At 50.3% G+C, this 19,351-nt stretch carries 18 protein-coding genes and 2 pseudogenes; 4 read left to right on the forward strand and 16 right to left on the reverse strand.

Annotated features, from left to right (window positions below):
* Positions 1 to 289: 289 nt before the first annotated feature.
* The 8 genes and pseudogenes from D3A97_RS23965 to D3A97_RS23995 form a co-directional block, all read right to left on the reverse strand.
* Complete coding sequence (locus tag D3A97_RS23965) at positions 290 to 661, reverse strand: hypothetical protein (protein ID WP_198674161.1); 372 nt, start codon at positions 659 to 661, stop codon at positions 290 to 292.
* 149 nt (positions 662 to 810) lie between these two features.
* Entirely contained in the window at positions 811 to 1,104 is a 294-nt protein-coding gene (locus tag D3A97_RS24970) for a hypothetical protein (protein ID WP_157986741.1), read from the reverse strand.
* A 239-nt stretch (positions 1,105 to 1,343) separates the two neighbouring features.
* Positions 1,344 to 1,718, reverse strand: coding sequence for a hypothetical protein (locus D3A97_RS23970; protein ID WP_119081109.1), 375 nt, complete (start codon positions 1,716 to 1,718; stop codon positions 1,344 to 1,346).
* A 12-nt stretch (positions 1,719 to 1,730) separates the two neighbouring features.
* A pseudogene (locus D3A97_RS23975) lies at positions 1,731 to 2,573 on the reverse strand (RHS repeat domain-containing protein); the annotation flags it as partial.
* A gap of 626 nt (positions 2,574 to 3,199) precedes the next feature.
* Complete coding sequence (locus D3A97_RS23980; protein WP_119081111.1) at positions 3,200 to 4,078, reverse strand: tyrosine-type recombinase/integrase; 879 nt, start codon at positions 4,076 to 4,078, stop codon at positions 3,200 to 3,202.
* Entirely contained in the window at positions 4,075 to 4,974 is a 900-nt protein-coding gene (locus D3A97_RS23985; RefSeq protein ID WP_119081112.1) for a tyrosine-type recombinase/integrase, read from the reverse strand. Before D3A97_RS23985 ends, D3A97_RS23980 begins: the two co-directional genes overlap by 4 nt.
* Positions 4,975 to 5,103: 129 nt before the next feature.
* Positions 5,104 to 7,788 carry an MTBMA_p00010-related P-loop-containing protein gene (locus D3A97_RS23990; RefSeq protein ID WP_198674162.1) on the reverse strand — a complete coding sequence of 895 codons (2,685 nt, stop codon included), beginning with the start codon at positions 7,786 to 7,788 and terminating at the stop codon, positions 5,104 to 5,106.
* Positions 7,769 to 7,984 (reverse strand): SymE family type I addiction module toxin, encoded by a 216-nt coding sequence (locus D3A97_RS23995; protein WP_119081114.1) that lies wholly within the window; start codon positions 7,982 to 7,984, stop codon positions 7,769 to 7,771. The genes D3A97_RS23990 and D3A97_RS23995 overlap by 20 nt, the downstream gene beginning before the upstream one ends.
* Before the next feature lie 144 nt (positions 7,985 to 8,128).
* Between D3A97_RS23995 and D3A97_RS24000 the strand changes: the two genes are divergently transcribed.
* Positions 8,129 to 8,467: a helix-turn-helix domain-containing protein gene (locus D3A97_RS24000; RefSeq protein WP_119081115.1), complete on the forward strand. Its 339-nt coding sequence runs from the start codon at positions 8,129 to 8,131 to the stop codon at positions 8,465 to 8,467.
* Between the two features lie 11 nt (positions 8,468 to 8,478).
* Positions 8,479 to 8,847, forward strand: coding sequence for a hypothetical protein (locus D3A97_RS24005; RefSeq protein WP_119081116.1), 369 nt, complete (start codon positions 8,479 to 8,481; stop codon positions 8,845 to 8,847).
* A 187-nt stretch (positions 8,848 to 9,034) separates the two neighbouring features.
* On the opposite strand, the gene D3A97_RS24010 is transcribed toward D3A97_RS24005, so the two are convergent.
* The 6 genes and pseudogenes from D3A97_RS24010 to D3A97_RS24035 form a co-directional block, all read right to left on the reverse strand.
* Positions 9,035 to 9,385: a DUF1493 family protein gene (locus D3A97_RS24010; RefSeq protein WP_119081117.1), complete on the reverse strand. Its 351-nt coding sequence runs from the start codon at positions 9,383 to 9,385 to the stop codon at positions 9,035 to 9,037.
* 24 nt (positions 9,386 to 9,409) lie between these two features.
* Positions 9,410 to 10,243 (reverse strand): annotated as a pseudogene (locus D3A97_RS24015) (RHS repeat domain-containing protein); the annotation flags it as partial.
* 626 nt (positions 10,244 to 10,869) lie between these two features.
* Positions 10,870 to 11,748: a tyrosine-type recombinase/integrase gene (locus D3A97_RS24020; protein WP_119081111.1), complete on the reverse strand. Its 879-nt coding sequence runs from the start codon at positions 11,746 to 11,748 to the stop codon at positions 10,870 to 10,872.
* Positions 11,745 to 12,644 carry a tyrosine-type recombinase/integrase gene (locus tag D3A97_RS24025; protein WP_119081112.1) on the reverse strand — a complete coding sequence of 300 codons (900 nt, stop codon included), beginning with the start codon at positions 12,642 to 12,644 and terminating at the stop codon, positions 11,745 to 11,747. Before D3A97_RS24025 ends, D3A97_RS24020 begins: the two co-directional genes overlap by 4 nt.
* Positions 12,645 to 12,773: 129 nt before the next feature.
* Positions 12,774 to 15,458: an MTBMA_p00010-related P-loop-containing protein gene (locus D3A97_RS24030; RefSeq protein ID WP_198674162.1), complete on the reverse strand. Its 2,685-nt coding sequence runs from the start codon at positions 15,456 to 15,458 to the stop codon at positions 12,774 to 12,776.
* Positions 15,439 to 15,654: a SymE family type I addiction module toxin gene (locus tag D3A97_RS24035; protein WP_119081114.1), complete on the reverse strand. Its 216-nt coding sequence runs from the start codon at positions 15,652 to 15,654 to the stop codon at positions 15,439 to 15,441. The genes D3A97_RS24030 and D3A97_RS24035 overlap by 20 nt, the downstream gene beginning before the upstream one ends.
* Before the next feature lie 144 nt (positions 15,655 to 15,798).
* Here D3A97_RS24035 and D3A97_RS24040 point away from each other — a divergent pair, with 144 nt between their 5' ends.
* On the forward strand, positions 15,799 to 16,137 hold the full coding sequence (locus tag D3A97_RS24040; RefSeq protein ID WP_119081115.1) for a helix-turn-helix domain-containing protein: 339 nt from the start codon (positions 15,799 to 15,801) through the stop codon (positions 16,135 to 16,137).
* 11 nt (positions 16,138 to 16,148) lie between these two features.
* Positions 16,149 to 16,517 carry a hypothetical protein gene (locus tag D3A97_RS24045; RefSeq protein WP_119081116.1) on the forward strand — a complete coding sequence of 123 codons (369 nt, stop codon included), beginning with the start codon at positions 16,149 to 16,151 and terminating at the stop codon, positions 16,515 to 16,517.
* Positions 16,518 to 16,704: 187 nt separating this feature from the next.
* Here the strand turns inward: D3A97_RS24045 and D3A97_RS24050 are convergent, their stop codons facing one another.
* A complete protein-coding gene (locus D3A97_RS24050; RefSeq protein WP_119081117.1) occupies positions 16,705 to 17,055 on the reverse strand; it encodes a DUF1493 family protein in 351 nt (116 codons plus the stop codon).
* Between the two features lie 24 nt (positions 17,056 to 17,079).
* A partial coding sequence (locus D3A97_RS24055; RefSeq protein WP_317126386.1) for an RHS repeat protein occupies positions 17,080 to 19,351 on the reverse strand: 2,272 nt, incomplete at its 5' end.

The raw sequence follows: 19,351 nt of genomic DNA on the forward strand, positions 1-19,351 counted from the left end.
GCTATTCGGCCGGTTCCCTGTTTTTTTGGGGGGGATTAATGAAACATACTATATCGGCCTATTAAAACCACGTCCATGTCATATAGATCCTGCTACGAACTCCGATTTTTGAAAACTTACACAGTTAGTGAGATTGTCCCTACTACTGTTCAATCAGGTTCCTATCTTGAAACTCTCCGGCATCCAATACACCCTAAAGTTCACCAACAAAAACGTATTACCATGCTTATTCTGCTCCAGCATATTGATACTTTAGACGGTTGCCTAGTGAATATTTACATAAAGAATTTTATATCACCTGCAGTTCAAATCTTATTTCCTCCAACAAGAATACTCTTTCCACCTCCATATCTTCATCCTGTACGAGAGCAAAATTGAAAGGAGGGATATTAGCATAAAAGCCATTATCAAAACCTATCAATCGTTCAAAATCATATCTAACGTTCTCTATTTCTAAGTTATTCAGTATATCTTTTGAGTTATTAATTAAACCCTTTTTAGAATGAGTAGGCACCGACCCAATATCAGTTATCCGACTACTTGCATCATTAAAGTCTGCTCCTTCGCCATATACTTCTAAATACTCGTTCAATTGTAACACTTTTCGCTCCACCAATATTTCCCAAATTAGACTGAAGCCAATCACTTCTCGATCTTTCATCGGTAGTATATGATCTATCAGAAAGCATACTCAATTACATTTATAGTTATGCCTAAACCCCTAAATATTTTACAACATCATCAATCCATGTATCTACAGAATGCCCTCCTCAGCCACCTTTATGGCCATGCCGGAGGTGCGAATTATAGTTACCTATTAATTTGACCGAGGGCTGATTTACCATTAAAAACTGACAATACATTAGAAGAACTTGAAGATACCTGATCCCCCAAGGTTGACCATTGATGTCCAGAAATATTAGCAGGATGATTAAATCTGTCTGGTTGATGTACGGAAATATAGTGAACAACTTCTTGCCTGGAGGAATATTTTTGGTGCTTGGCAAGTACGCTTGCCATTCCTACAGCGAAAGTAGCTCCCTGACTATGCCCGATTATTTTTATAGTTTCCTTCTCTCCTAAAGTAATACTACCGTTGTCCAACTGTTCAATAAGATTGTTTGCAGCGGTTTTGCCCTCAACGAATCTATCACCTGCTTGCGAATTATTATCAGACGAAGCACTAATAAATAGAGTATTGTAATCGTTATAGGCCTGGGATATACGCCTCCCTCTTTATTTTGCCTTGACACGCTGCTTGCCCTAAAATACATTCTCAATACTCATCACAAACATGACTTCGGGTAGGAGTGTTTAGTGCGTAAGTATAAACCGAATATTGTTTAAGGTTGAGCGAAGCCTTCTACCTTGCCGCATAGTATAAAATCTTGATCTTTGGAAGACACTTTATTATTGGCGTCATCAGCAAAAGGATCCAGACTCAAGTAAAAGCTATCTCCTACTTTTAAAAGTTTATATTCTTCAACATTATAAAAGTAATGACTTTGATTATAATAGAAAGAAAACTCCTCAATTTCACTAAATCTTAGCATAATTTTTCTACACACCTCGGAATAAAGTAACGTAAAATGCAACTCAATATATAGCCTTCCCTCATTCCCGTTTTGGATATCAATCTTATTCATTGTGCTACTGAGCAAAGTATAATCTGTAGCTAATAAATCTATCAGCAGTTCATTTTCTCCTATATAATTCATAACTAAAGCTTATTAAAGTCCAAAATCCTTTTTAAGTTCATTTTTCTTAAGTGGACGTCCTGGTTGTCTTTTGCCATGCCCGGATGGATTACGAGAATCAGGCTTATAATCATGCACATGATCTTTTTTTTCGTTCTTGGGCACCCCATCCCCCTGATGTCCTTTATTATATTCTTTCTGAACTTTCCCGTCGGGGCCATATTTTTTAGCGGTTGTACCTGGAGCATTAGTTTGAGTCGAATTAGGTTCGGCAACGTCCGGTAACCTATTTTTCCTCCGTGTACCTGTATCACCAGAGCCTTGTCCCTTCAAGGCATCATTCAGTGCGGTATTCCCTGGTAAATCCGTTGGTTGTTCATTTGATTGTGCTTTTTCTGACTTCAAGGTCGTTTTACCCATCACTTCGCCAGGCAAAGGCAACAATGGAACTGTGGTGGGATTAGCAGTCCCTGTCCCTGGTGGTAACTCTCTAATTATTTTGACTAGTTTATCTGCCACCAAAACAATTCCAGCCGCTGCACCACCTGCAACTATAGCCTCTTCAATTGCGGCAGCTATAGGAAAGATAATCCCTACTCCCAATCCCGGATACTTGCCATCAGGGTCATTATATCGTATAGGATTGTTAAACCCAAAGTGATACGGAGATAAATGTTCCTGCCATTGTTCTGTCAATGGATCTATCTGCATAAATCTCCCTATCTGTTGATCATACGTCCTCGCATTGAAGTCGTACAACTCCAACCCGCTACCATCCCCAAATTCCTCATTCTGTAGCTCGTTCCCATTGTAACCGTACTTGTTCCGCTCCAGCTTATTGACGGCCTTGGTAGATATCCCCGCCATCGTCAATCCAAATGGATAATAATTACCGCCTTCCCCGCACTACTGGCAACTTTTTCAAAGAACCGGTTTTAAAGATATAGGTTTTTATTTTCAATTGAAAAAAACATAAGGAAGCAAAAAACACATCCATAGCGGGTGAAGGCGGCATTGGAGGCGTTGAACAGGAAGCACCTTGCGCCGCCTTCGCCCGCTATGGATGCGCCAAGACAGCACTGCCGCCGGGTCAGCGAACTACTGTCGCCGTTCGCGGCAGGTCGTGTACTCCTGCTCGTCCCTGATCTGCCGCCCCTCCGCTTCGATCACTCCGCTGCATTTCCCGCCACCCACCGCCATGCGGCGCAGGGTCCGGGGGCGGGAGTGTGAGCGAAGCGAGCACAGAGCCACCGGTCACCCTGCGCCGCCGGCAGGTGGCGGACAGATATGGGGCAGAGGAGGGATTTGCGCGCTTCGCGCAAAGACCGGGAGCTGCCCGAACGAAGGGCATGGGAAGGGCGGCAACAGAAGAACGCAGCCAGTCAGGAAGAACCTTCGCACATGTACACCCCAGCCCTTCCCATGCCCGCAGTGAGACCGCTTTTCCTGTTCTTGCATAAAGGGAACGTTGCAAGTGATGGGGAACCTGGCTTTGCTCGCAGTTACAGGGAACCGTGATGATCTGCGTGGATACCGATCTCAATGGGGTGATGCTCGTCTAACTGCGCGGCCAGGTCTTCCAGCCCGGATAGCTGGTAACGCTGCGTGCTGCTGGCGTATTTATGACCGGCCATGTACTGCACCTGCCGCACGTTGTAATGATGCAGCCACTCCGTGATCACACTGCCCCGGATCTGCTGCACGCTTTTGATCACCGGGTTCAGCTTTTTAAGGGCTTTCAGCAGCTTGCTCACTCCTTCCCGCAGGTAATGCCCGTTCAGCAAACGCATCCCGCGTATCTTCGATAACTGCCCGTGCGCATTCATGCAACGCTCTAGCTGCCGAACCTGCGCTGCGTCCAGTTTTAAACGGCGACCGTTATAGCTGCGACCGCCGCGCACGTACAACATACCTTCTTCCAATCGCACGTCCGTAATTTCCAACTGGCGTATTTCACGAACCGTGAGACCCTGGAACACCAGCAGCCCCAAGATCACCCGCCCGCATAACGTAGAAGCATACAACTGGCAATAGTTGCGGTACAGCTCCTGCAGCATTTCGATATCCAGCATCCCGGCCGGCAACCGCCGCGGGATGCCTTTGATGTACACGCCCGCCGCCGGGTTGTTACAGCCTGCTTTAATAGCGATCCGCCAGTCAAAATAATGCCGCACCGCGCATAGCTGGATCGCCACCGCCTCCCGGCTACGGCCACCCGCCTGCAGCCACCGCATGAACGCCAGCAGCTCCTCGTAACACACCCCGTCAGGGTGGATGCATTCCGATTGCAGCCAACCTGTAAACACCCGCAGGTATTTTTCATACGTGCGGATCGTGGCCGGGCTATGATCCTTGCTTTGTAAATATTGGGAGAACGTCATAAGGAGTCATTTACAAGGTGAGTATATAACTGCGTGCTGTCAAGGCTTTCATGGCCGAGGAAGAGCTGTATCTTTTCCAATGGCACCCCGTTGCCCAACAGGTGCGTAGCGATAGAGTGCCGCAGGGTATGCGTACCCATATTCTTTGTAATACCCGCCGTTTTCGCTAAAAATTTGACACGTACATACAAAGACTGCCCCGTAAGCCCTTTGCCCGTATTTGCGCCTAAAAACAGGCTCTCCGTGGATCGCTGCAATAACTGCGGACGGCTTTCGGTCAGGTAGTCCTGGATGTGCCCGAGGTTCTGCAGCGTGAGTGGAACATATCTTTCCTTGTAACCCTTGCCCTTGCGAACGTAGAGCAGCCGCCGGTCGGCAAGGATATCCGATATTTCAAGGCTCGCCCCCTCGTTGAGCCGCAGCCCACAACCATAGAACACCGCCAGCATCGCACGGTCACGGATGCCCAGCACCGTATCCCCGGTAACATGGTAAAGCTGCCGCACTTCACCCACTGTCAGCCACACCGGCAACCGCTTTTCACCTTCCACCCGCCGCAAGGCAAAACCTTCGCCACCTGCCCCCGTCTGCCGCAGGTAACGACCCAGCAGCGCCAGCGCCTGCACGTATTTGTTGATATGTCCCGCACTGTGGTTTCTTCCCGTGCGGATGCCGGTTTGTAATTGCAGGTGACTGATAAAAGCATTGGCGGAAGAGGCCGTCAGCGCATCGAGGTGGGTGTTTCCCTGTTGCTGGAGCCAGCCCAGGTATTCCGACGCGTGCCGGGGAAGATTGTACGCCGTCATGGGCGCATACCCCAGCGTTTGCAGCCATACTGTAAAACTATCCTGCAACCGCGCATACGTCGGGCTGTGCAATAAGTTCAAGGATGCCATAAAATCAGTTTGATAATGATACAATCAGGTGGGAACGGGCTAACAAAATTCCTATTATACTATCTTTCCGTTTTTACTGTCGCAGTACACAAAAGCCTTTACTATGCTGCCTTTTACTGCGACACACACTTACTGTCGCACTACTGTCGCACTTGTCGCGGTAGCGTTGCTGGTGGTGGACAGATTATCCATTATAGCCTGCAACTGCCCGTCAATCGCGCCTTTCAATCGCTGGTACTCTCCACCGTCGATAACGGCGTATTCATAACCGCGCCGGTGCTGGTAGCTGCCCACCGCCCGCAGGTAGCCGTATTGGCAAAGCTCCCGGATGTAACGCTGCAGCGTGCGCGGCTGTAAACGCAGATGCCTGCGCACTTCTTGCGGGATAAAGCTCTCCGCACCGCTTCGCTGTAAATAGACTTTGAGTTGTTCCAAAAAAATCCGCGTGGCTTTCGCCAGTTCGTCGCCCTTGCTGAACAGCACCTCTTTTAACAGGTGCAGCGCCGCCCGGATATCTTCCGGCGTGGTCTCAATATAGGGCTGGCCGCCGCCGTCTTTCTTTTGCGCCCGTTGATACTGATGATAGAACGTCACCGCCTCGATAAAGGCCAGCAGCAACGTCATCGTCCGCCGCGGCTTGAAGATCTCCGAAGGCAGCGTAATGTGCTGCGCATAAGGATTGACCACGCGAACCGGTTGCAAAACCTGTTGAACATTTCGCAGGAGTGCTTTAATCGCCTGCTCTTTGCCGTGATCGATCTGCCCGGCGCTGGCGCGGGTTTGATAGGCCATGATACGACCATCCTGCTCGGCGGAACCATCCACGTACAGCAGCAGGCAGCGGTTGGCGTTATCCTCGTAGAGCTTCTCCCGCGTCGTGCAACCGCTTACGCTCACCGGGCCTTCCACCACCACCGTGATCGTCTTTAGATTTCCCTTCGTGTCCTTGATGGTCACCGTTTTGGAGATACGCTTTTTGCTCTGCAGCTCCCGCAAGGGATACAAAGAACTCTCCGCGCCGTCCAGGTCTTCGATCAGCAGCAGCTTGTGTTTGAGTTCGTCCTGCTTGAAGTAATAAAAAGCATTCTCCGTTACTTGGGTGATCTCGATCTTTTCTTCGGCCGGCACCAGGTCACTCACTTTCTCCTGTAAATACGTCTTACCGCTGCCGCTGGCGCCCAAAAACATCACGTGCAGCGGCGTGGCCTGCTTACGGCTGCTGTACACCAGGTACGCAATCAGCCGGTTCGTTTCTTCACCCACAATGCCGCTCGCGCCAATATCATCGCTGGTGCGCCGTAGTAAATTCGGCTGCTGTAAATAATGGATAGCGGCCTGCCTTTGCGCAGGCGATAACGTGGGTTTGCTCTCCGGTTTGGCTTGCAGCCGCTCCAACCGCTGCGCACGGTAGCTTTCCAGTGCGCCCGTCAGCTGCGCCACCAGCGTCACCACTGCCTGCCCGTTCATATCAAAGGTCTCCGTGACCAGGCTAACCAGTTGCTGCACCTGCCCGTGATGGTACAGATCAAGGCTGTGCCGCACCGGCAGGAACATGTTTTGCCGGTGCTCCACTTTCAGCGTCACCCGCAGTCGGTCCAGACCGGTCAGCCGCACGCCGCCCAGCACCGTCACTTGCAGCAGCGAACTCTCATATACCAGCAATTCAGGATTGGAAGTGTTCAGCCGGTCATCAGCAGGCAAAGTAGGTATAGGGATAACAGAGGTCTGTATTGTGGCAGGCGCGGCTGGTTCCGTTGAAACAAAAAATTCTACCGGCTGCCGCTGTGCGATCAGGTCCACCAGCACCTGCCCGTCGTCATGGCTTTGCAAGACACTGTTTACATCCTCGCCATCTGGCAGCAACACCTGCGTGAACTGCACATGCGGCAGCAGGCCGGATAAGGTTTGTGCGTGTTTGACCGCCGCGGCTTTACCCGCTTCGTCGCCATCCAGGACGAGGGTGATTTCGCATAACGATGATAGACCGATGATCGCCTGCTGATGTTCATCGGTGAGCCCATTGGTGCCATACAAGGCCAGTACGCTGTATTGCGCGGTAATCGCCGGTTGCTGCAACAGGCTCGCCGCATCGAGGATGCTTTCCGTCAGGATCAGTTTTGTGGTAGCCGGTGCAGGATAACCGGGATACAATCCCGTTCTGCCCGTCATATAAAAATGCCGCTGGTCGCTGTTGTTCGTAATGCTGCGGCCGTACAGGCTCACGATTTTGTGTTGCACATCCTTTAACGGGAAGATCACGCAGTCTTTTGCCCATACGCTGTAACCGCCGGCCGGCTTTGCTTTAAGCAGGCCATGCTTTACCATGCTGGCAACAAGGTGATGATTCTTGCTCTCCACGTGCAACCCGCCGCTGTTATACCCGCATTCATGCTGCTTGTAGTCCAGCCCACGACCTTGCAGGTAATCGGTCGCCTTGCGCGAGGCCGGAAGCGCCTTCCTGAACGAGCCGAACACTTTGGTTAGAACCGCTTCCCGTTCCAATGGATCAGGTGCTGCTGCCGGTGGCGCAGCTGGCACGGCGGGCGTTACGCCGATCAGCGCTTTGGCCTTCATGATCGCTTCGTGCGTGCTGCACTTGTCCATCAGCTCGATGAACCGGATCACATCACCCGTACCAGCGTTGCAGTTCGTGGAGAAGCAACAAAAAGTATCGGTCTTCGGGTACAGTTGCAGCGAGGGCGTTTTATCGGGGTGGAACGGGCAAAGCAAACGCCCGTGCTTGTCCGGCCGCAGGCCGTAATGGGCGATCACTTCCGACAGCCGCAAACGCTGCTTAAGCTCTTTGATCTCCATCGGTAGAGAGGTTTTTGATCTCCAGGTAACCATCGCTTACGGTGATCTCAAGCTGGTCGCCGATGTGGAAGCCCGCCTGTTCCAGCCAGACCGCGCTCACGTTCAGCCACGGTAAATTTTTATAACGATAGCCATCACGCGGATGACCTTTTACCCCTAACTTTAGATAGCGTACGTTGTTAACCTTGCGTGCCATGTGGAAAAATATTTTTACTTGGTACTATTGTACACAAAAGTATATCATTATACAATATCAACAAAGTACTTTCGTGTTTTTTTGAGCATCTTAATACCGTATTTTTGCCAAAACACTGTCTTTTACTGCATTTACGGTACTATTATGAACAAAATCTCCAAAATAATTACCGAGCTGCGTAAGCAAAAAGGCTGGTCACAAACCGACCTCGCCAACGAGAGCAACGTTTCCAGAGAGATTATTGGGAAGTACGAGCGCGGCGATGCCACGCCCTCTATTGATTTTGCAAAGCGCATCGCCGACGCCTTGGGGGTTTCACTCGATTACCTCGTAGGGGAAGGGATTAATGCTCACTTTGATAAAAAAACGCTCCAGCGTATCCAGGACATTGAAAAACTCGACGAGGACACCAAAGAGAAGGTGTATTTCCTCATCGATAACATTATCCAGAATACCAAAGCTAAAAAGGCTTTTAACTCATAAACTTACTAACCATGAGTAAAATTCTCGGACTTGATTTGGGAGATAATTCTATCGGGTGGGCCATCGTAGATGATGGAAAATTGATTAATTGCGGAACACGGATATTTCCGGCCATGCCAGCCAACCTTAGCCGTAATAACGTACGAACCTTTAAAAGAACTCGGCGTAGGATAATCAATAGGTTCATTCTCTCGCTAAAGCGTCTTCTGGCTAACGAACACCCTAGTGTTTCTCAAACAAAAGACATGCCCGCTGCGCAAAAATATCTCATAGCAATAGCTGGCTTTTCCGCACTATTGGCCGTAACCGGCAACTGGCAATTCTGGATCAACATTGCATTCACCGCTATCATCGCATTCCTATCCATAACAAAAAAGTAATGCAATAAATATAAACACAAAGCCCGCGCAGATCGTGCGGGCTTTGTCTATTCTGAGCTTCCTACCAAGGGATAAAGCTTCAAAACTCCTCTAAGTTCATTTATAAAAATATCCAAGGACGCTAAATCAGTTTGAAGTCTAAAATCCAAGATACTCCCAGTATTGTTATTTGCCTTTCCATTGACATTTACAGTACCATTTGATCTCTATTTATGACTTCTTCATCTAATCTTCCAGCGTGTATTCCTTTCTCTAAATGGCCTACCGTTAATATTTTCCCTGTTTTACTAAAACCTAATAGGGCTTTTAAAAAATACCATATTCTAAGCCCTCCCTCATCTTCAAAATAATCAGCTGCCATAAAATTGGTTACATCGACGTTAAACTTCTTACTATAAGCAAGTATGAACTCAACTGCATCATCACCACTCACGCCAAGGTCTTCCTGAATACGAGTTGATTTATTAATTGGCTCATCATCAACACCAGACTTATCAATTACAAACTCTATGAGTTTATTAAAAACATCTTGGTTCATTTCAATGGATTTAATTTATAGAATTTAATGCGCGCCCTCATATTTCACGGTTTCTTTCATTTTTTCCCTTTCATCTCTTATTCCTTCTGCTAAGCCATCAAGAAATTCTCGATTATCCCAAATATCCGATGCCAATAGGCTCCATCCAACATATGGAACAAGCCTCCCTAAAGCTCGCCCAACAACAGCTGTTCCAACCTTCTTTGAAGCAGTTTTCATACCAACTGTTCTTAATACTTTTCGAGGAACCTTTTTAAGAGCAGGAACTGTTTGAGGAAGTTTTTTAGATAACCACTCGGAAGCAATTGAAGAACCAGGCCGAGAACCTAATGCACCAATTGGCTTTAAATCATAACGAGGCCACCCTAAGTATATTAATGTAAGTCCTGAAGCAGCTTTCCAAGGAACATTTGCTTTAACCTCAACCAGATTTAACACTATAGGTTTAGAAGTATCCAGCCCGTGCAAATCCACATACTTTAAAGGATTATTTAACACATACGCATACGGACTCATTCCATAATGAATAGGGGAATTATCAGCAGTTAACACTTTAGGTCGGAAGTATTTGGATAAATGACGTAGTCCCATTTCGTCGTCACTACCTCCTGCAGCGCTTTCTGCCTCCATAGATATGAATCTGTCAATTTCATAGTCATACTCATCTTCACTAAGAGGATCGGGCACATGCCACCTCCCGATCTGCGGGTCATACATTCTAGCCCCATAATCATACCACTCTAAACCACTACCGCCATTCCCCGCGAACTCCTTGTTCTGTAGTTCTTTACCGTTATACTGGTATTTGTTTTCAGGGCTGTATAGCGTCTTCGCACTAATCCCCGCCATCGTCAACCCAAATGGATAATAATTACCGCCTTCCCCGCACTACTGGCAACTTTTTCAAAGAACCGGTTTTAAAGATATAGGTTTTTATTTTCAATTGAAAAAAACATAAGGAAGCAAAAAACACATCCATAGCGGGTGAAGGCGGCATTGGAGGCGTTGAACAGGAAGCACCTTGCGCCGCCTTCGCCCGCTATGGATGCGCCAAGACAGCACTGCCGCCGGGTCAGCGAACTACTGTCGCCGTTCGCGGCAGGTCGTGTACTCCTGCTCGTCCCTGATCTGCCGCCCCTCCGCTTCGATCACTCCGCTGCATTTCCCGCCACCCACCGCCATGCGGCGCAGGGTCCGGGGGCGGGAGTGTGAGCGAAGCGAGCACAGAGCCACCGGTCACCCTGCGCCGCCGGCAGGTGGCGGACAGATATGGGGCAGAGGAGGGATTTGCGCGCTTCGCGCAAAGACCGGGAGCTGCCCGAACGAAGGGCATGGGAAGGGCGGCAACAGAAGAACGCAGCCAGTCAGGAAGAACCTTCGCACATGTACACCCCAGCCCTTCCCATGCCCGCAGTGAGACCGCTTTTCCTGTTCTTGCATAAAGGGAACGTTGCAAGTGATGGGGAACCTGGCTTTGCTCGCAGTTACAGGGAACCGTGATGATCTGCGTGGATACCGATCTCAATGGGGTGATGCTCGTCTAACTGCGCGGCCAGGTCTTCCAGCCCGGATAGCTGGTAACGCTGCGTGCTGCTGGCGTATTTATGACCGGCCATGTACTGCACCTGCCGCACGTTGTAATGATGCAGCCACTCCGTGATCACACTGCCCCGGATCTGCTGCACGCTTTTGATCACCGGGTTCAGCTTTTTAAGGGCTTTCAGCAGCTTGCTCACTCCTTCCCGCAGGTAATGCCCGTTCAGCAAACGCATCCCGCGTATCTTCGATAACTGCCCGTGCGCATTCATGCAACGCTCTAGCTGCCGAACCTGCGCTGCGTCCAGTTTTAAACGGCGACCGTTATAGCTGCGACCGCCGCGCACGTACAACATACCTTCTTCCAATCGCACGTCCGTAATTTCCAACTGGCGTATTTCACGAACCGTGAGACCCTGGAACACCAGCAGCCCCAAGATCACCCGCCCGCATAACGTAGAAGCATACAACTGGCAATAGTTGCGGTACAGCTCCTGCAGCATTTCGATATCCAGCATCCCGGCCGGCAACCGCCGCGGGATGCCTTTGATGTACACGCCCGCCGCCGGGTTGTTACAGCCTGCTTTAATAGCGATCCGCCAGTCAAAATAATGCCGCACCGCGCATAGCTGGATCGCCACCGCCTCCCGGCTACGGCCACCCGCCTGCAGCCACCGCATGAACGCCAGCAGCTCCTCGTAACACACCCCGTCAGGGTGGATGCATTCCGATTGCAGCCAACCTGTAAACACCCGCAGGTATTTTTCATACGTGCGGATCGTGGCCGGGCTATGATCCTTGCTTTGTAAATATTGGGAGAACGTCATAAGGAGTCATTTACAAGGTGAGTATATAACTGCGTGCTGTCAAGGCTTTCATGGCCGAGGAAGAGCTGTATCTTTTCCAATGGCACCCCGTTGCCCAACAGGTGCGTAGCGATAGAGTGCCGCAGGGTATGCGTACCCATATTCTTTGTAATACCCGCCGTTTTCGCTAAAAATTTGACACGTACATACAAAGACTGCCCCGTAAGCCCTTTGCCCGTATTTGCGCCTAAAAACAGGCTCTCCGTGGATCGCTGCAATAACTGCGGACGGCTTTCGGTCAGGTAGTCCTGGATGTGCCCGAGGTTCTGCAGCGTGAGTGGAACATATCTTTCCTTGTAACCCTTGCCCTTGCGAACGTAGAGCAGCCGCCGGTCGGCAAGGATATCCGATATTTCAAGGCTCGCCCCCTCGTTGAGCCGCAGCCCACAACCATAGAACACCGCCAGCATCGCACGGTCACGGATGCCCAGCACCGTATCCCCGGTAACATGGTAAAGCTGCCGCACTTCACCCACTGTCAGCCACACCGGCAACCGCTTTTCACCTTCCACCCGCCGCAAGGCAAAACCTTCGCCACCTGCCCCCGTCTGCCGCAGGTAACGACCCAGCAGCGCCAGCGCCTGCACGTATTTGTTGATATGTCCCGCACTGTGGTTTCTTCCCGTGCGGATGCCGGTTTGTAATTGCAGGTGACTGATAAAAGCATTGGCGGAAGAGGCCGTCAGCGCATCGAGGTGGGTGTTTCCCTGTTGCTGGAGCCAGCCCAGGTATTCCGACGCGTGCCGGGGAAGATTGTACGCCGTCATGGGCGCATACCCCAGCGTTTGCAGCCATACTGTAAAACTATCCTGCAACCGCGCATACGTCGGGCTGTGCAATAAGTTCAAGGATGCCATAAAATCAGTTTGATAATGATACAATCAGGTGGGAACGGGCTAACAAAATTCCTATTATACTATCTTTCCGTTTTTACTGTCGCAGTACACAAAAGCCTTTACTATGCTGCCTTTTACTGCGACACACACTTACTGTCGCACTACTGTCGCACTTGTCGCGGTAGCGTTGCTGGTGGTGGACAGATTATCCATTATAGCCTGCAACTGCCCGTCAATCGCGCCTTTCAATCGCTGGTACTCTCCACCGTCGATAACGGCGTATTCATAACCGCGCCGGTGCTGGTAGCTGCCCACCGCCCGCAGGTAGCCGTATTGGCAAAGCTCCCGGATGTAACGCTGCAGCGTGCGCGGCTGTAAACGCAGATGCCTGCGCACTTCTTGCGGGATAAAGCTCTCCGCACCGCTTCGCTGTAAATAGACTTTGAGTTGTTCCAAAAAAATCCGCGTGGCTTTCGCCAGTTCGTCGCCCTTGCTGAACAGCACCTCTTTTAACAGGTGCAGCGCCGCCCGGATATCTTCCGGCGTGGTCTCAATATAGGGCTGGCCGCCGCCGTCTTTCTTTTGCGCCCGTTGATACTGATGATAGAACGTCACCGCCTCGATAAAGGCCAGCAGCAACGTCATCGTCCGCCGCGGCTTGAAGATCTCCGAAGGCAGCGTAATGTGCTGCGCATAAGGATTGACCACGCGAACCGGTTGCAAAACCTGTTGAACATTTCGCAGGAGTGCTTTAATCGCCTGCTCTTTGCCGTGATCGATCTGCCCGGCGCTGGCGCGGGTTTGATAGGCCATGATACGACCATCCTGCTCGGCGGAACCATCCACGTACAGCAGCAGGCAGCGGTTGGCGTTATCCTCGTAGAGCTTCTCCCGCGTCGTGCAACCGCTTACGCTCACCGGGCCTTCCACCACCACCGTGATCGTCTTTAGATTTCCCTTCGTGTCCTTGATGGTCACCGTTTTGGAGATACGCTTTTTGCTCTGCAGCTCCCGCAAGGGATACAAAGAACTCTCCGCGCCGTCCAGGTCTTCGATCAGCAGCAGCTTGTGTTTGAGTTCGTCCTGCTTGAAGTAATAAAAAGCATTCTCCGTTACTTGGGTGATCTCGATCTTTTCTTCGGCCGGCACCAGGTCACTCACTTTCTCCTGTAAATACGTCTTACCGCTGCCGCTGGCGCCCAAAAACATCACGTGCAGCGGCGTGGCCTGCTTACGGCTGCTGTACACCAGGTACGCAATCAGCCGGTTCGTTTCTTCACCCACAATGCCGCTCGCGCCAATATCATCGCTGGTGCGCCGTAGTAAATTCGGCTGCTGTAAATAATGGATAGCGGCCTGCCTTTGCGCAGGCGATAACGTGGGTTTGCTCTCCGGTTTGGCTTGCAGCCGCTCCAACCGCTGCGCACGGTAGCTTTCCAGTGCGCCCGTCAGCTGCGCCACCAGCGTCACCACTGCCTGCCCGTTCATATCAAAGGTCTCCGTGACCAGGCTAACCAGTTGCTGCACCTGCCCGTGATGGTACAGATCAAGGCTGTGCCGCACCGGCAGGAACATGTTTTGCCGGTGCTCCACTTTCAGCGTCACCCGCAGTCGGTCCAGACCGGTCAGCCGCACGCCGCCCAGCACCGTCACTTGCAGCAGCGAACTCTCATATACCAGCAATTCAGGATTGGAAGTGTTCAGCCGGTCATCAGCAGGCAAAGTAGGTATAGGGATAACAGAGGTCTGTATTGTGGCAGGCGCGGCTGGTTCCGTTGAAACAAAAAATTCTACCGGCTGCCGCTGTGCGATCAGGTCCACCAGCACCTGCCCGTCGTCATGGCTTTGCAAGACACTGTTTACATCCTCGCCATCTGGCAGCAACACCTGCGTGAACTGCACATGCGGCAGCAGGCCGGATAAGGTTTGTGCGTGTTTGACCGCCGCGGCTTTACCCGCTTCGTCGCCATCCAGGACGAGGGTGATTTCGCATAACGATGATAGACCGATGATCGCCTGCTGATGTTCATCGGTGAGCCCATTGGTGCCATACAAGGCCAGTACGCTGTATTGCGCGGTAATCGCCGGTTGCTGCAACAGGCTCGCCGCATCGAGGATGCTTTCCGTCAGGATCAGTTTTGTGGTAGCCGGTGCAGGATAACCGGGATACAATCCCGTTCTGCCCGTCATATAAAAATGCCGCTGGTCGCTGTTGTTCGTAATGCTGCGGCCGTACAGGCTCACGATTTTGTGTTGCACATCCTTTAACGGGAAGATCACGCAGTCTTTTGCCCATACGCTGTAACCGCCGGCCGGCTTTGCTTTAAGCAGGCCATGCTTTACCATGCTGGCAACAAGGTGATGATTCTTGCTCTCCACGTGCAACCCGCCGCTGTTATACCCGCATTCATGCTGCTTGTAGTCCAGCCCACGACCTTGCAGGTAATCGGTCGCCTTGCGCGAGGCCGGAAGCGCCTTCCTGAACGAGCCGAACACTTTGGTTAGAACCGCTTCCCGTTCCAATGGATCAGGTGCTGCTGCCGGTGGCGCAGCTGGCACGGCGGGCGTTACGCCGATCAGCGCTTTGGCCTTCATGATCGCTTCGTGCGTGCTGCACTTGTCCATCAGCTCGATGAACCGGATCACATCACCCGTACCAGCGTTGCAGTTCGTGGAGAAGCAACAAAAAGTATCGGTCTTCGGGTACAGTTGCAGCGAGGGCGTTTTATCGGGGTGGAACGGGCAAAGCAAACGCCCGTGCTTGTCCGGCCGCAGGCCGTAATGGGCGATCACTTCCGACAGCCGCAAACGCTGCTTAAGCTCTTTGATCTCCATCGGTAGAGAGGTTTTTGATCTCCAGGTAACCATCGCTTACGGTGATCTCAAGCTGGTCGCCGATGTGGAAGCCCGCCTGTTCCAGCCAGACCGCGCTCACGTTCAGCCACGGTAAATTTTTATAACGATAGCCATCACGCGGATGACCTTTTACCCCTAACTTTAGATAGCGTACGTTGTTAACCTTGCGTGCCATGTGGAAAAATATTTTTACTTGGTACTATTGTACACAAAAGTATATCATTATACAATATCAACAAAGTACTTTCGTGTTTTTTTGAGCATCTTAATACCGTATTTTTGCCAAAACACTGTCTTTTACTGCATTTACGGTACTATTATGAACAAAATCTCCAAAATAATTACCGAGCTGCGTAAGCAAAAAGGCTGGTCACAAACCGACCTCGCCAACGAGAGCAACGTTTCCAGAGAGATTATTGGGAAGTACGAGCGCGGCGATGCCACGCCCTCTATTGATTTTGCAAAGCGCATCGCCGACGCCTTGGGGGTTTCACTCGATTACCTCGTAGGGGAAGGGATTAATGCTCACTTTGATAAAAAAACGCTCCAGCGTATCCAGGACATTGAAAAACTCGACGAGGACACCAAAGAGAAGGTGTATTTCCTCATCGATAACATTATCCAGAATACCAAAGCTAAAAAGGCTTTTAACTCATAAACTTACTAACCATGAGTAAAATTCTCGGACTTGATTTGGGAGATAATTCTATCGGGTGGGCCATCGTAGATGATGGAAAATTGATTAATTGCGGAACACGGATATTTCCGGCCATGCCAGCCAACCTTAGCCGTAATAACGTACGAACCTTTAAAAGAACTCGGCGTAGGATAATCAATAGGTTCATTCTCTCGCTAAAGCGTCTTCTGGCTAACGAACACCCTAGTGTTTCTCAAACAAAAGACATGCCCGCTGCGCAAAAATATCTCATAGCAATAGCTGGCTTTTCCGCACTATTGGCCGTAACCGGCAACTGGCAATTCTGGATCAACATTGCATTCACCGCTATCATCGCATTCCTATCCATAACAAAAAAGTAATGCAATAAATATAAACACAAAGCCCGCGCAGATCGTGCGGGCTTTGTCTATTCTGAGCTTCCTACCAAGGGATAAAGCTTCAAAACTCCTCTAAGTTCATTTATAAAAATATCCAAGGACGCTAAATCAGTTTGAAGTCTAAAATCCAAGATACTCCCAGTATTGTTATTTGCCTTTCCATTGACATTTACAGTACCATTTGATCTCTATTTATGACTTCTTCATCTAATCTTCCAGCGTGTATTCCTTTCTCTAAATGGCCTACCGTTAATATTTTCCCTGTTTTACTAAAACCTAATAGGGCTTTTAAAAAATACCATATTCTAAGCCCTCCCTCATCTTCAAAATAATCAGCTGCCATAAAATTGGTTACATCGACGTTAAACTTCTTACTATAAGCAAGTATGAACTCAACTGCATCATCACCACTCACGCCAAGGTCTTCCTGAATACGAGTTGATTTATTAATTGGCTCATCATCAACACCAGACTTATCAATTACAAACTCTATGAGTTTATTAAAAACATCTTGGTTCATTTCAATGGATTTAATTTATAGAATTTAATGCGCGCCCTCATATTTCACGGTTTCTTTCATTTTTTCCCTTTCATCTCTTATTCCTTCTGCTAAGCCATCAAGAAATTCTCGATTATCCCAAATATCCGATGCCAATAGGCTCCATCCAACATATGGAACAAGCCTCCCTAAAGCTCGCCCAACAACAGCTGTTCCAACCTTCTTTGAAGCAGTTTTCATACCAACTGTTCTTAATACTTTTCGAGGAACCTTTTTAAGAGCAGGAACTGTTTGAGGAAGTTTTTTAGATAACCACTCGGAAGCAATTGAAGAACCAGGCCGAGAACCTAATGCACCAATTGGCTTTAAATCATAACGAGGCCACCCTAAGTATATTAATGTAAGTCCTGAAGCAGCTTTCCAAGGAACATTTGCTTTAACCTCAACCAGATTTAACACTATAGGTTTAGAAGTATCCAGCCCGTGCAAATCCACATACTTTAAAGGATTATTTAACACATACGCATACGGACTCATTCCATAATGAATAGGGGAATTATCAGCAGTTAACACTTTAGGTCGGAAGTATTTGGATAAATGACGTAGTCCCATTTCGTCGTCACTACCTCCTGCAGCGCTTTCTGCCTCCATAGATATGAATCTGTCAATTTCATAGTCATACTCATCTTCACTAAGAGGATCGGGCACATGCCACCTCCCGATCTGCGGGTCATACATTCTAGCCCCATAATCATACCACTCTAAACCACTACCGCCATTCCCCGCGAACTCCTTGTTCTGTAGTTCTTTACCGTTATACTGGTATTTGTTTTCAGGGCTGTATAGCGTCTTCGCACTAATCCCCGCCATCGTCAACCCAAACGGATAATAATGCGTCTCCTCCAGCACCGCCCCCGGGTTGTTCATCACCACCAGGTTATCAAAGAACACATCCTGCGGCGTCTCATTGCTCGTATACACATACAGGAACCCGCCCTTCTTGATCACCATCTTGTCCTGCGCCAGCGTCTGCAGCTGGTCCGGCTCCGCCTTCACCTGCCGCACACCGCTGTTCTCTTCCACTAAGTTAAACGCATCGTCGAATAACGCAAAATTAAGGTATGCTTTTGGACGGTTGGCCTGGGCAGGGTCGGCCGGTTCTTTCTGCTTCATCCGCTCGTAGCCGTCATTTAAGAACTGTTCGTTCAACGGGCTGCGGGCCATGTTCTCCCCGGCTGTTTCCTTATCACCGCCACCCGGCTGCCCGCCGCCGAACGCCCGCAGCAGCGAAGTGGCCATGTCTGCCACCGGTACCAGGGACTTATCCTGCTTGCGCCCGATGGACTTGTAAAAGGCCTTGGCCCCGATGGAGATCGTATCTCCCGCCATCACCTTCAGTACCAGCGAGGGCCCTACCCGCTTGTCAGGGTGCTGACCGTTCAGTTTGGCCACCTGGCTGTTCTGGTTGCCCGCAGTGGCATCCTGCGGGTAACCCACCGGTTTGGCGCTGCGGCTGGACTCGATATTGCTGAACAGGGCGTTCTCCGTAGCTGAGCGCTCCGTTTCCATGCTCGCCAGGTACAGCTGCTGCTGGCTGCCTTCTGTCAGCACCATCCGCACGTTGCCCAGGTGGTCTTTGATAAAATAGTCATAAGTATACTCCACCGGCTGCACCTCGCTGTTCACCCGGATGCGGCCTTCCTCATGGCTGATCAGCCGCAGGCTGTCGTTCTCATAGATCAGCCCACCGCTGTACGCCGTGGTGGTGGTCTTGCTTTGCGGGCCGGTCTGGTCTTCCACCGTTTTGCGGTGTTTGACGCCAGCAGCGTCATATACGTACCGGATGCTGCCCTTGCCCGGGATCGTGACCAGCTCCGGAAGGTTCAGGTGGTTGTAGGTAATGGCGGAGATACCCTTGTTGTTATCCCGGGTCAGGTTACCGTTGGGGTCCTGGTCATAGTCCAGGTCACCAGCGCTGCCGGTGGTGATCTCCTTAAAGTCGCCCAGCGTACTGGAGGGATTATTCTGAGCGTCATACACGCCCTGCAGCCGGTTGCCGGTGGTGGCGCTGTTTTTTGTATAGTTGTAATAAAGGTTGTCGATGAGGCCGCTGGTGGTGGGGCCGGTCTTCCCCTCCTGCTGCATTTGAAGGATATTGCCGTTGGCGTCATAGGCGCTGGTGGGGGTGATCCCATCCCCCATCTTCACATTAAACTTCGTGGCCGGGTTCTCCGCCCACGTATGCGCGGTACCGGGGCTTTCCCTGAAGTCCGCCTTCAGCAGCCGGTTGGCCGCATCATAGCTGTAACCATAGGCA

This window comes from Chitinophaga alhagiae, from assembly GCF_003568665.1.
Classification (GTDB): Bacteria; Bacteroidota; Bacteroidia; order Chitinophagales; family Chitinophagaceae; genus Chitinophaga; species Chitinophaga alhagiae.

Excerpts from the sequence above, each read along its gene's own strand:
- D3A97_RS23965 (WP_198674161.1), bottom strand. The coding sequence starts at position 661 with ATGAAAGATCGAGAAGTGATTGGCTTCAGTCTAATTTGGGAAATATTG.
- D3A97_RS23970 (WP_119081109.1), bottom strand. The coding sequence starts at position 1,718 with ATGAATTATATAGGAGAAAATGAACTGCTGATAGATTTATTAGCTACA.
- D3A97_RS23980 (WP_119081111.1), bottom strand. The coding sequence starts at position 4,078 with ATGACGTTCTCCCAATATTTACAAAGCAAGGATCATAGCCCGGCCACG.
- D3A97_RS23985 (WP_119081112.1), bottom strand. The coding sequence starts at position 4,974 with ATGGCATCCTTGAACTTATTGCACAGCCCGACGTATGCGCGGTTGCAG.
- D3A97_RS23990 (WP_198674162.1), bottom strand. The coding sequence starts at position 7,788 with ATGGAGATCAAAGAGCTTAAGCAGCGTTTGCGGCTGTCGGAAGTGATC.
- D3A97_RS23995 (WP_119081114.1), bottom strand. The coding sequence starts at position 7,984 with ATGGCACGCAAGGTTAACAACGTACGCTATCTAAAGTTAGGGGTAAAA.
- D3A97_RS24000 (WP_119081115.1), top strand. The coding sequence starts at position 8,129 with ATGAACAAAATCTCCAAAATAATTACCGAGCTGCGTAAGCAAAAAGGC.
- D3A97_RS24005 (WP_119081116.1), top strand. The coding sequence starts at position 8,479 with ATGAGTAAAATTCTCGGACTTGATTTGGGAGATAATTCTATCGGGTGG.
- D3A97_RS24010 (WP_119081117.1), bottom strand. The coding sequence starts at position 9,385 with ATGAACCAAGATGTTTTTAATAAACTCATAGAGTTTGTAATTGATAAG.
- D3A97_RS24020 (WP_119081111.1), bottom strand. The coding sequence starts at position 11,748 with ATGACGTTCTCCCAATATTTACAAAGCAAGGATCATAGCCCGGCCACG.
- D3A97_RS24025 (WP_119081112.1), bottom strand. The coding sequence starts at position 12,644 with ATGGCATCCTTGAACTTATTGCACAGCCCGACGTATGCGCGGTTGCAG.
- D3A97_RS24030 (WP_198674162.1), bottom strand. The coding sequence starts at position 15,458 with ATGGAGATCAAAGAGCTTAAGCAGCGTTTGCGGCTGTCGGAAGTGATC.
- D3A97_RS24035 (WP_119081114.1), bottom strand. The coding sequence starts at position 15,654 with ATGGCACGCAAGGTTAACAACGTACGCTATCTAAAGTTAGGGGTAAAA.
- D3A97_RS24040 (WP_119081115.1), top strand. The coding sequence starts at position 15,799 with ATGAACAAAATCTCCAAAATAATTACCGAGCTGCGTAAGCAAAAAGGC.
- D3A97_RS24045 (WP_119081116.1), top strand. The coding sequence starts at position 16,149 with ATGAGTAAAATTCTCGGACTTGATTTGGGAGATAATTCTATCGGGTGG.
- D3A97_RS24050 (WP_119081117.1), bottom strand. The coding sequence starts at position 17,055 with ATGAACCAAGATGTTTTTAATAAACTCATAGAGTTTGTAATTGATAAG.